Origin of the sequence: Kitasatospora sp. NPDC002040 (assembly GCF_040296785.1) — a bacterium.
Taxonomy (GTDB): Bacteria; Actinomycetota; Actinomycetes; order Streptomycetales; family Streptomycetaceae; genus Kitasatospora.
On the sequence record NZ_JBEOXV010000001.1, the window covers coordinates 178284 to 189199 of the forward strand.

A 10916-nucleotide genomic window follows, 5' to 3' on the forward strand; every position below is an offset into this window, starting at 1 on the left:
CGGACGGCCCGGGTGCGACCTCAGTTCGCGTCGGCCGGGACGGTGCCGAGGCGGCCGGCCTGGAAGTCCTCCATGGCCTGCTGGAGTTCGCGGTGGCTGTTCATCACGAACGGGCCGTAGTGGGCGACCGGCTCCCGGATCGGGAGGCCGCCGAGCAGGACCACCTCGAAGTTGGTGTCCCGGGAGTCCTGCTGCTCGTCGGCCCGGATGGTGAGGGAGTCGCCCTCGCCGAAGACGACGGCCTGCCCCCGGTGGAACGGGCGCCGGTCGGTGCCGGCGGAGCCGTGGCCGGCCAGGCCGTACGCCAGCGCGTTGAAGTCGGACCGCCAGGGCAGGGTGACCTGGGCGCCCGGGTTCACCGACACGTGGATCATCGTGATCGGGGTGTGGGTGGCGCCGGGGCCCTGGTGGCCCGCGATGTCGCCGGCGATGAGGCGCACGAGTCCGCCGCCGTCCGCGGAGGCGAGCAGCTTCACGTTCGAGCCGCGGATGTCCTGGTACTTCGGCGCGATCATCTTGTCCGCGGCCGGGAGGTTCACCCAGAGCTGGAGGCCGTGGAACAGGCCGCCCGACCTGACCAGCGACTCCGGTGGGGTCTCGATGTGCAGCAGGCCGGAGCCGGCCGTCATCCACTGGGTGTCGCCGTCGGTGATCACGCCGCCGCCGCCGTGCGAGTCCCGGTGGATGAAGGTGCCGTCGATGATGTAGGTGACGGTCTCGAAGCCGCGGTGCGGGTGCCAGGGGGTGCCCTTGGGCTCCCCGGCGGCGTAGTCCACCTCGCCCATCTGGTCCATCATGATGAACGGGTCGAGGTACTTCTGGTTGATCTTGGCGAAGGCCCGGCGGACCGGGAAGCCCTCGCCCTCGAAGCCCTCCGGGGCGGTGGACACCGCGAGGACCGGACGCGGCGCGGCGGTCGCGGGGTCGGGGGTGGCGATGCGCGGAAGGGTCAACGGGTTCTCGACGGTCACGGCGGGCATGTCGGCCTCCTTCGGGGTTCTCTGGCCTACGTCGGCAAATGTAGTTCAATCCTCAACTAGAAGCAAGTTGAAAGTTGAACCATATGGAGAAGGGTCCGGCCCCCTCGGGAGAAGCGAACCTCAGCCGTACATCCGGCGCATGGTGAAGTCGACCATCTGCTCCACGGCCTTGGCGTCGAACACCATCCGGTGCTCGCCCTCCATGTCCAGCGCGAAGCCGTACCCGGTCGGCAGCAGGTCGAGCACCTCGGCGCCGGTGACGCTGAAGTGCTTGGAGTCCTTGCCGGCGTACCGGCGGAGCTCCTTGAGCGAGCTGAACATCGGGATCACCGGGGTCGGTGTGTTGTGCAGGGCCAGGAAGCCCGGGCGGTCGCCGCGCGGGCAGTGCACCTTCGAGGTGATGAAGATGGCCTGGAAGTCCTCGACCGGCATCGAGCCGGTGGTGAAGGCCCGGACCGCGTCCGCGAGGGATGGCGGCGACGGCTCGGGGTAGAGAGACTGCTGGGGAGCGGCCGCGGGCGGCTGCTCGCCGTACTGGCCGGGGCCCGGCATGCCGTTCATCCCCTGCTGCTGGGCGTGCTGCTGCTGCGCCTGCTGCTGGTAGGGGTCGCCCTGATACCCGGTCTGCTCGTAGCCGTACACAGGGCAAGGCTATCGGTGGACGTGACCGTGTTCATAGCCCCTTCGCGTCCAGGGGCTTGAACAAGTTACCTACGGGTAGCATCATGGTGCCTACTGGTGGGTAAGTGGGGCGCTCGAAGGCGGCGGACCCCGGAAGCGACGAACCGGAGAAACGGTCATGGGTCACTACAAGTCCAACCTGCGTGACGTGGAGTTCAACCTCTTCGAGGTGTTCGGCCGTGACCAGGTGTACGGCACCGGTCCGTTCGCCGACATGGACGTCGACACCGCGAAGAACATCCTCGCCGAGATCGCCCGGCTGGCCGAGAACGACCTGGCCGCCTCCTTCGTCGACGCCGACCGCAACCCGCCGGTCTTCGACCCGAAGACCAACACGGCTCCGATCCCGGAGACCTTCAAGAAGAGCTACCAGGCGTACATGGACGCCGAGTGGTGGCGCCTGGGCATCCCGGAGGCGATCGGCGGCCAGGTCACCCCGTCCTCGCTGATCTGGGCCTACGCGGAGCAGATCCTCGGCTCCAACCCGGCGATCTGGATGTACTCCTCCGGCCCGGCCTTCGCCGGCGTCGTGCACGACGAGGGCACCGAGGCGCAGCAGCACCTCGCCAAGCTCATGGTCGACCGCCAGTGGGGCGCCACCATGGTGCTGACCGAGCCGGACGCCGGTTCGGACGTCGGCGCCGGCCGCACCAAGGCGATCAAGCAGGAGGACGGCTCCTGGCACATCGAGGGTGTGAAGCGCTTCATCACCTCGGGCGAGCACGACATGTCCGAGAACATCATCCACCTGGTGCTGGCCCGCCCCGAGGGCGGCAAGCCGGGCACCAAGGGCCTCGGCCTGTACATCGTGCCGAAGTTCGACTTCGACTGGGAGACCGGCGAGCTCGGCGAGCGCAACGGTGCCTACGCGACCAACGTCGAGCACAAGATGGGCCTCAAGGCGTCCAACACCTGCGAGATGACCTTCGGCGCCAACCACCCCGCCAAGGGCTGGCTGGTCGGTGAGAGCGTCGACGGCATCCGCCAGATGTTCAAGATCATCGAGTTCGCCCGGATGATGGTCGGCACGAAGGCCATCGCCACCCTCTCCACCGGCTACCTCAACGCGCTGGAGTACGCCAAGGAGCGGGTGCAGGGCGCCGACATCTCCAACTTCCTGGACAAGGCCGCCCCGCGCGTCACCATCACCAACCACCCGGACGTCCGCCGTTCGCTGATGACCCAGAAGGCGTACGCCGAGGGCATGCGCGCCCTGGTGCTCTACACCGCCTCGGTCCAGGACGACCTGGTGGCCGCCCGCCTGCGCGGCGAGCACGACGACGCCGCCGAGCGCCTGAACGACCTGCTGCTCCCGATCGTCAAGGGCTACGGCTCGGAGAAGTCCTACGAGCAGCTCGCCCAGTCCCTGCAGACCTTCGGCGGCTCCGGCTTCCTGCAGGAGTACCCGATCGAGCAGTACATCCGCGACGCCAAGATCGACACCCTGTACGAGGGCACCACCGCGATCCAGGGCCTGGACTTCTTCTTCCGGAAGATCGTCAAGGACGGCGGCCAGGCGCTCACCGTGGTCTCCGAGCAGATCAAGAAGTTCCTCGCCACCGGCGAGGGCGGCGAGGCCCTGGCGGCCGAGCGCGAGCTGCTCGGCAAGGCGGCCGGTGACCTGGAGGCGATCGTCGGCAAGCTGCTGGCGGACCTCTCCTCGGTCGAGCAGGACGTCAAGAACATGTACAAGGTGGGCCTCAACACCACCCGCCTGCTGATGGTCTCCGGCGACGTCGTGGTCGGCTGGCTGCTGCTCCGCCAGGCCGCCGTCGCGCTGGCCAAGCTGGAGGCGGGCGCCACCGAGAAGGACGTCCCGTTCTACCAGGGCAAGGTCGCCGCGGCCCGCTTCTTCGCCCGCAACGTGCTCCCGACCGTCACCCCGCAGCGCCTGATCGCCGAGGGTGTCGACAACGAGATCATGGACCTCTCCGAGGACGCCTTCTAAGGCACTCGGACCAGGCCCTCGACAGACCGCCTGACCCACCCTCGCACTGCGGGCCCGGTCCACCAGGACCGGGCCCGCAGTGCTGTGCTCAGGCGGTCCGCAGCGCCTTCAACGGGTCGGTACGGGCCGCCCGCAGCGCCGGGTACAGCCCGGCCAGCAGGCCCACCACGGTGCCGATCAGCGGCGCCGGCAGGGTGGCGGCGGGCTGCAGCACCGCGGTCCAGTCCCGGGCGGCGGCCACCGCGACCACGGTCAGTACGCCCAGGCTGGTGCCGATCAGCCCGCCCAGGGTGCCGAGCACGGTCGACTCGGTGAGGAACTGGGCCGCGATGTGCCCGGTCCTGGCCCCGAGCGCGCGGCGCAGGCCGATCTCGCCGGTCCGCTCCAGCACCGCCACCAGGGTGGTGTTGGCGATCCCCACCGCGCCGACCAGCAGGCAGATCCCGGCCAGCGCCAGGAACAGCCCGGTCAGTTCGGAGCCGACCGCGTCCCGCAGGCTGTGCGGGTCCGGCGGCGGGGTGACGGCGAAGGACGCCGGGGCGTCGGGCCGGAGCGCCACCGCGACCTGTTCGGCGACCACCGGGGCGGCCCCCACCCGGGTGGCGATCAGCGCCTGGGCGCTGCGGTCGGCCTCGGCACCGGGATTGCCGAAGCGCTCCAGCGCCGTACTGGCCGGGACGATCGCCCCCAGCAGGGTGGCGGGCTGGCGCCGGACGTCCGAGTAGATCCCGATCACGGTGTACGGCAGGCCGTTGATGAAGACGGCCGGCTGGGCGTCCAGGCGGCTCACCCCGAGCCGCTTGGCGGCGGCCTGACTGAGCAGCACCACCGGCTGGGCGGTGTTCTGGGCGAAGGCGTCCATGGTCACGCCGACCGGCAGGGTCGGTGCCATCGCCGCGACGGCCCCGGGGGTGGCGGCGAAGACGCCGAGGCCGGTGGCGGCGGCGTCCGCGCCGGTGGGGCGGCTCGCCAGCACCGGATCGCCCGGGACGGTCCACCACACCCCGCCCGCCTCGACCCCGTCGATCCGGCGCAGCCGCTGGTCGGTGTCGCCGGGGAAGCTCATCGGCGGGTTGGTCCCGGGGCGGCTGCCGTTCGTGCCGGGCCGGTCGGCGACGTTCACCGTGGTGGCCCGGGTCAGGTCGAACCGGGCGCCGATCTGGCCGGAGGCGGTCGCGGTCAGGCCCAGCACCGCGACGAAGGCGCCGATGCCCAGCACCGTGCCCAGCATGGTCAGCACCGAACGGCCGGGCCGCTGGAGGATGCCGGAGAGCGCCTCGGTGCACAGGTCCCGCGGCCCGAGGTACGACCCCGGCTCGGGCAGCACGTCCGCGGCCATCAGCGGACCGCCTCGGGCTCGGCCAGCACGCCGTCCCGGATCGCCACCCGCCGCCCGGCCCGGGCCGCGACGTTCGGGTCGTGGGTGATCACCACCAGCGTGTAGCCCTGGGCGTGCAGCTCGTCGAACCGCTCCAGCACCGCCTCGGCGCTGGCGGAGTCCAGGTTGCCGGTCGGCTCGTCGCAGAGCAGCAGGCTGGGCCGGTTCACCAGGGCCCGGGCGATCGCCACCCGCTGGCGCTCGCCGCCGGACAGGGTGGTCGGCAGCGCGTCCAGCCGGTGCCCCAGCCCGACCAGCCGCAGCGCCTCCCGGGCCGCCTCGGCCCGCCCGGCCCGGGGCGACCGGTTGTAGACCTGTGCCAGCACGACGTTCTCCTCGGCCGTCCGGTGCGGCAGCAGGTGGAAGGACTGGAACACGAACCCGATCCGCCGCCCCCGCAGCGTCGACCGGTCCCGGTCGCGCAGCCCGCCGGTGTCGATCCCGTCCAGCTCGTAGCTGCCCGTGCTCGGGGTGTCGAGCAGGCCGAGCAGGTGCAGCAGGGTCGACTTCCCCGACCCGGAGGGGCCGGTGACGGACAGGTACTCGCCCTGACGGACGCTCAGATCGGTGGGGTGCAGGGCGGTGACGGGCGGGTCGCCGGCGAAGCTCCGGCCGATCCCGGACAGCCGGATCACGGGTGCGGCGCTCACGTGCCGACCACCACCTGGTCGCCCGCCTTCAGCACGCCGCCCTCGGCCGGGACGACGGCGACCAGGCCGTCCGCCGTGACGCCGGTGGTCACCGGCACGGTCGTCCGGGTGCCGTCGGAGCCCACCGTGGTGACGGTGCTCCGACCGGCCGCGTCGGTGGAGATCGCGGCCACCGGGACGGCGTCGACGGGCCGGGTGCCGGGGTCCTTGAGGATGCTGATCCGGACGTTCTTGCCGTTCAGGGCAGTGGGCGGGGCGGTCGCCGGGGTGATGGCGACCGGGACGTACGAGGTCACTCCGGGGGTGCCGTTCGTCCCGGCCTGGGTCCCGGCCCCGCCGCCCGGGGCGGCCGCGGCCGGGCCGCCGATGGTGACCACCCGTCCGGCGGGCGGCACGGTGGTCGGGGCGCCGAGCCCGGTGACCGTCCCGGCGTACCTGGTGCCGGTCTCCTCGGCCAGGATCTCCACCGGCATGCCGGGGCCGACCGCCGCCGCCTGGGCCGAGGTCAGCTGGCCGGTGATGGCCAGGCCGCCGCTGGTCAGCGAGAGCAGCGGGCCGGAGACCGGCATGCCGACCGAGGTGTTCACCGCCGTCACCGTGGCCGGCAGGACCGGCAGGAAGACCACGTGCGCGGCGGGGACCATCGGCCCGTTCACCGCGACGGCCTTGTCCAGGGCGGTCCGGTCGGCCGCGAGCTGGCGCTTGGCCGCCGCGAGCTGCTGGTCGATGTCGGGGGCGGGGGGCTGCCCGTGCTGCTTCTGCGCGGTCAACGTCTCGACCGACTGCCGGCCGGTGTCCACCGCCTTCTGGGCCGCGTCGACGGCCTGCTGGGTGGCCGGCCCGGTGACCGGGACCTGCTGGCCGATCGCCCGGTAGAAGCCGCTCACCGCCCGCTTGGTGCCCGGGCCGAAGGTGCCCCGGTCGTCCGAGCCGATGCCGTGCCCCAACTCCTCCAGCGCGTCCTGCAGTTCCGCCACGTCCGGGCCGACCGCCCCGGGCCTGAGGTCGCGGTAGGCGGGGACCTGGCCCTTGAGCACGTACAGCGGCTGTCCGGACACCTGCGCCAGCAGCTTGCCGCTGCCCACCGCCTCGCCCGCCCGGACGTCCAGCCCGGACAGGTAGAGCTGGGTGATGTCGGGGGCGGCCGCGACCGGGACCACGTTGTACTGGGTCGGCGGGTAGACCACCGCCCGCGCGACCACCGAGGGGCTCAGCACCCGGCTCACCACCGGGGCCGTGAGCAGGCTGCGCGGCGGCGGCGCGGTCTGCGCGGCCCGCTCCGCCGGGGACTTGACGAAGGTGGCCGCCGCCATGCCGCCGAGCGAGACCACGGCCGCCCCGGTGGCCACCGCGACCAGGGCCCGCCGGCGCCGCCCGCCCGCCGACCCGCCCGCCGACCCGCCTGCCGAGCCGCCCGCCGACCCGCTCACCGCTCCGGGACCCAACCGAGCGAACGGACTCTTCCCATGCCGAAACCGCCCCATCCGATGCCTCCGGCCCGGTACGACAAGCCGGGCCGCCCTGCCGAGAGTCTGGTCCAGTCGCGGTCGGAAGGTGGTGCGTTTCTCGGCATGGACCCGATGGTGCCCCCGATGTCCGCCGCAGCCGTGGCAGCGTGCCCGGGGCTCGCCGTCGACTGCCCGGACGGCCGATGCCGGATGCCGCTGCCGGGCGGGCCGCTGACGGCGGGTCACGGCGGGCCGACCGGGTCAGGGCACCCTTGGTTCACCGTTGTGTCACCGTTGTTGAGTTCACAACGTCATGTCCGTGTACGGGCATATGCTCGGGGGCGAAGACCGGTCCCCCATCCGGCTTCAGCCCTCCCTCAACTCAGGAGCAGCATGTCGACCGCCGCCCGCCCGGCCTCCTTCGACCGAACGCACACCGACGACCTGATCGCCTTCCTCGGCTCCTCGCCGTCGCCGTTCCACGCGGTGGCCAGTGCCGCCGAGCGGCTGGAGAAGGTCGGCTTCCGGCGAGTGGCCGAGACCGACGCCTGGGACGCGGCCGCAGGCGGCCGGTACGTCATCCGGGGCGGTGCGCTGATCGCCTGGTACGTCCCGGAGGGCGCGGGCCCCGAGACCCCGTTCCGGGTGGTCGGCACGCACACCGACTCGCCCAACCTCCGGGTCAAGCCGGTGCCGGACACCGGTGCGGCCGGCTGGCGGCAGATCGCGGTCGAGATCTACGGCGGCGTCCCGCTGAACACCTGGCTGGACCGCGACCTCGGCCTGTCCGGCCGACTGGCGCTGCGCGACGGCAGCGTGACGCTGGTTCAGATCGACGAGCCGCTGCTGCGGGTCCCGCAGCTGGCGATCCACCTGGACCGCCAGGTGAACGAGGGCCTGAAGCTGGACAAGCAGCGCCACCTCACGCCGATCTGGGGGATCGGTCCCGTCAACGAGGGATCGCTGGTCGAGTACGTGGCCGAGCGGGCCGGCGTCGCGGCCGACGCCATCGTGGGCTGGGACTTGATGACCCATGACGTCCAGCCGCCGTCCTACCTGGGCAAGGACCGCGAGCTGCTGGCCGCACCCCGGCTCGACAACCTGCTCTCGGTGCACGCCGGCACCGCCGCGCTGGCCGCCGTCGCGGGCGGCGCGCTGCCGTACATCCCGGTGCTGGCCGCCTTCGACCACGAGGAGACCGGCAGCGAGTCCGACACCGGCGCCCAGGGCCCGCTGCTCGGGAACGTGCTGGACCGCAGCGTCTACGCCCGGGGCGGCAGCCCCGAGGACCGCGCCCGCGCGCTGGCCGGGACGGTCTGCCTGTCCTCCGACATGGGGCACGCGGTGCACCCCAACTACAGCGAGCGGCACGAGCCCGGGCACCACCCGATGCCCAACGGCGGCCCGATCCTCAAGGTCAACGTCAACAACCGCTACGCCACCGACGCGGTGGGCCGCGCGGTGTTCGCCGCCGCCTGCGAGAAGGCCGGTGTGCCGTGGCAGACCTTCGTCTCCAACAACTCGATGCCCTGCGGCACCACGATCGGCCCGATCACCGCGGCCCGGCTCGGCATCACCACGGTCGACTGCGGCATCGCGGCGCTCTCCATGCACTCGGCCCGCGAGCTCTGCGGTGCGGACGACCCGTACCTGCTGGCCGCCGCGCTCAAGGCGTTCCTGGAGGGCTGACCCCGCCGGACGAAAGCGGGCGCGGGGCCCCGGCGAAGAGGCCCCGCGCCCGCTGCCGCCGACCGGTGGTCAGGCGATCGAGGCCGAGATGATCGCGGCCACCGCGAGGTTGGTGCTGGCGGTGACCCAGACCGCGGGGTGCGGCTCCGGGTCGACCAGGATGGCGCCCAGCTTGCCCGGGGTGACGACGTCGAGCAGCCAGAAGGCCACCGCCATCAGGACCAGCCCGAGCAGGCCGAAGGCGGCCGTCGCGGCCAGGCCCTTACCGAAGTCGTCGTAGGTGGACATGATCGACGTGAAGACGATCCCGCCGATGCCGAGCAGCGCGGAGCTGAGCACCAGGGCGGCGTTGCGGTTCCGCTCGATCCAGATCTGGTGGCCGAGCTTCCCGGGGGTCAGCACGTCCACCAGGCCGACGCCCAGCAGCAGCAGGACCACCCCGACGGCGCCGAAGACGGCTGCCGCACCAAGCCCGTTGACGATGTCGTGCACGGTGATCCCCCAGGGATAAGCGAGTCGGTGCCCGGCTCCGGGCCGCCAAAAGATATCCCATCGGGTCGGTTTCCGGACCTCCCCCAGTAGCATCGTCCGCCATGACCTCCACTCCGGTTCCCGAGCGCAGACGCTCGGGCTTCGTCGCCCTCGGCATGGTCGGCACCCTGGCGCTCGCCCTGACCAGCTGCTCGTCCAGTGACAACGCGCCGCGCCGCTGCGTCGACCCCGGCAGTCTCAAGGTGCTGGACAACCACTCCTGCACCGACGGCAAGGCGGCGGCGGGCCGCTGGTACTACTGCGGTTCGGGCTCGCTGACCGCCACCGGCGGCACCTTCGCCCAGGGCGACACCAAGCGCGGCGGCTTCGGCTGCCCGTCCGGCTCCTCCGGCTCCGGCGGGGGCTGAGCCCTGATGCGCCGTCACACCATCGAGCCGCGCCCCGACTGGCAGTCGACCGTGGAGAGCCAGGGCCTGATCTACGCGGTCTGCGAGGACCCCTGCAACCAGGGCGGCCCGCACGCCTACTGGGACGAGAGCGCGTACTACGAGTTCTCGCTGCCCGAGGTCGAGGCCCTGGAGGAGGTGGTCGAGGAGCTGCACGGGCTCTGCCTGGCGGCGGTCGACCACGTGGTGCGGACGGGCCGGTACGCCGACTACGGCCTGACCGACCCCCGGCTCACCGCCGTGATCGCCGAGTCCTGGCGGCGGCGGGACGAACAGCCGTCGCTGTACGGGCGGTTCGACCTGGCGTACGACGGCGTCGGCCCGGCCAAGCTGTTCGAGTACAACGCCGACACCCCGACCTCGCTGATCGAGGCGGCGAGTCCGCAGTGGTTCTGGATGGAGCAGTGCTTCCCCGGCGCCGACCAGTGGAACTCGCTGCACGAGCGCCTGGTCGCCTCCTGGCAGCGGCAGAAGCACCTGCTGCCGCCGGGCCCGGTGCACTTCGCCCACTCGCGCGGCGACACCGAGGGCGAGGACTGGATGACCACCCTCTACCTCCAGGAGACCGCCGAACAGGCCGGCCTCGAAACCATCGGCATCGCGATGGAGGACATCGGCCTGGACGGGCTGAGCGGCCGGTTCGTCGACCTGGACCAGCGGTTCATCCGGTCCGTCTTCAAGCTTTACCCGTGGGAGTGGCTGACCGAGGAGGAGTTCGCCCCGGCCCTGCTGAACGGCATCGACCTCGGCGGATCCACCGGCCACACCCTGTGGATCGAGCCGGCCTGGAAGATGCTGCTCTCCAACAAGGCCCTGCTCGCCGTGCTCTGGGAGCTCAACCCCGGCCACCCCAACCTGCTGCCCGCCTACCTGGACGGCCCGCGCGAGCTGGCGGCGACCGGCTACGCGATGAAGCCGCTGCTCGGCCGCGAGGGTGCCGGGGTGCGGATCGTCGAACCGGACGGCAGCCAGACCCGGCTCGCCGAGTGGGCCGGCGACCCGGACCGCTACGGCGCCGAGGGCTTCTGCTACCAGCAGCTCTGCCCGCTCCCCGACTTCGACGGCAACCGCCCGGTGCTCGGCACCTGGGTGGTCGACGGCGAGGCGGCCGGCCTGGGCATCCGCGAGACCGACGACAGCCCGATCACCCACCAGGGCGCCCGCTTCCTGCCCCACCTGATCCGCTGAGCCGGAATGCGGACCC

The 10916-nt window shown here is 72.2% G+C and carries 10 protein-coding genes; 4 read left to right on the forward strand and 6 right to left on the reverse strand.

Annotated features, from left to right (window positions below; translation table 11 throughout):
* Positions 1-20: 20 nt before the first annotated feature.
* The gene (locus ABT118_RS00830; RefSeq protein ID WP_350643997.1) at positions 21-980 is read right to left on the reverse strand and encodes a pirin family protein; all 960 of its coding nucleotides are present in this window, start codon (positions 978-980) and stop codon (positions 21-23) included.
* A gap of 120 nt (positions 981-1100) precedes the next feature.
* On the reverse strand, positions 1101-1622 hold the full coding sequence (locus ABT118_RS00835) for an SseB family protein (protein WP_502884441.1): 522 nt from the start codon (positions 1620-1622) through the stop codon (positions 1101-1103).
* 157 nt (positions 1623-1779) lie between these two features.
* Here ABT118_RS00835 and ABT118_RS00840 point away from each other — a divergent pair, with 157 nt between their 5' ends.
* Positions 1780-3609 carry an acyl-CoA dehydrogenase gene (locus ABT118_RS00840; RefSeq protein WP_350643998.1) on the forward strand — a complete coding sequence of 610 codons (1830 nt, stop codon included), beginning with the start codon at positions 1780-1782 and terminating at the stop codon, positions 3607-3609.
* Positions 3610-3697: 88 nt separating this feature from the next.
* Here the strand turns inward: ABT118_RS00840 and ABT118_RS00845 are convergent, their stop codons facing one another.
* From ABT118_RS00845 to ABT118_RS00855, 3 genes are read right to left on the reverse strand one after another with little or no spacing between them, the layout of a single operon-like run.
* Positions 3698-4948 carry an ABC transporter permease gene (locus tag ABT118_RS00845; RefSeq protein ID WP_350643999.1) on the reverse strand — a complete coding sequence of 417 codons (1251 nt, stop codon included), beginning with the start codon at positions 4946-4948 and terminating at the stop codon, positions 3698-3700.
* Entirely contained in the window at positions 4948-5637 is a 690-nt protein-coding gene (locus ABT118_RS00850) for an ABC transporter ATP-binding protein (RefSeq protein ID WP_350644000.1), read from the reverse strand. Before ABT118_RS00850 ends, ABT118_RS00845 begins: the two co-directional genes overlap by 1 nt.
* On the reverse strand, positions 5634-7067 hold the full coding sequence (locus tag ABT118_RS00855) for a peptidoglycan-binding protein (protein WP_350644001.1): 1434 nt from the start codon (positions 7065-7067) through the stop codon (positions 5634-5636). The genes ABT118_RS00850 and ABT118_RS00855 overlap by 4 nt, the downstream gene beginning before the upstream one ends.
* Before the next feature lie 411 nt (positions 7068-7478).
* Here ABT118_RS00855 and ABT118_RS00860 point away from each other — a divergent pair, with 411 nt between their 5' ends.
* Complete coding sequence (locus tag ABT118_RS00860; protein ID WP_350644002.1) at positions 7479-8774, forward strand: M18 family aminopeptidase; 1296 nt, start codon at positions 7479-7481, stop codon at positions 8772-8774.
* 69 nt (positions 8775-8843) lie between these two features.
* On the opposite strand, the gene ABT118_RS00865 is transcribed toward ABT118_RS00860, so the two are convergent.
* A complete protein-coding gene (locus ABT118_RS00865) occupies positions 8844-9266 on the reverse strand; it encodes a DUF350 domain-containing protein (protein WP_350644003.1) in 423 nt (140 codons plus the stop codon).
* Between the two features lie 101 nt (positions 9267-9367).
* On the opposite strand from ABT118_RS00865, the gene ABT118_RS00870 reads away from it, so the two are divergent.
* The gene (locus ABT118_RS00870) at positions 9368-9673 is read left to right on the forward strand and encodes a hypothetical protein (protein ID WP_350644004.1); all 306 of its coding nucleotides are present in this window, start codon (positions 9368-9370) and stop codon (positions 9671-9673) included.
* A gap of 6 nt (positions 9674-9679) precedes the next feature.
* On the forward strand, positions 9680-10900 hold the full coding sequence (locus ABT118_RS00875; RefSeq protein WP_350644005.1) for a glutathionylspermidine synthase family protein: 1221 nt from the start codon (positions 9680-9682) through the stop codon (positions 10898-10900).
* The last annotated feature ends 16 nt before the right edge of the window (positions 10901-10916 follow it).

Coding starts and splice junctions, on each gene's coding strand:
- ABT118_RS00845 (WP_350643999.1), bottom strand. CDS start 4,948: ATGGCCGCGGACGTGCTGCCCGAGCCGGGGTCGTACCTCGGGCCGCGG.
- ABT118_RS00870 (WP_350644004.1), top strand. CDS start 9,368: ATGACCTCCACTCCGGTTCCCGAGCGCAGACGCTCGGGCTTCGTCGCC.
- ABT118_RS00830 (WP_350643997.1), bottom strand. CDS start 980: ATGCCCGCCGTGACCGTCGAGAACCCGTTGACCCTTCCGCGCATCGCC.
- ABT118_RS00875 (WP_350644005.1), top strand. CDS start 9,680: ATGCGCCGTCACACCATCGAGCCGCGCCCCGACTGGCAGTCGACCGTG.
- ABT118_RS00860 (WP_350644002.1), top strand. CDS start 7,479: ATGTCGACCGCCGCCCGCCCGGCCTCCTTCGACCGAACGCACACCGAC.
- ABT118_RS00840 (WP_350643998.1), top strand. CDS start 1,780: ATGGGTCACTACAAGTCCAACCTGCGTGACGTGGAGTTCAACCTCTTC.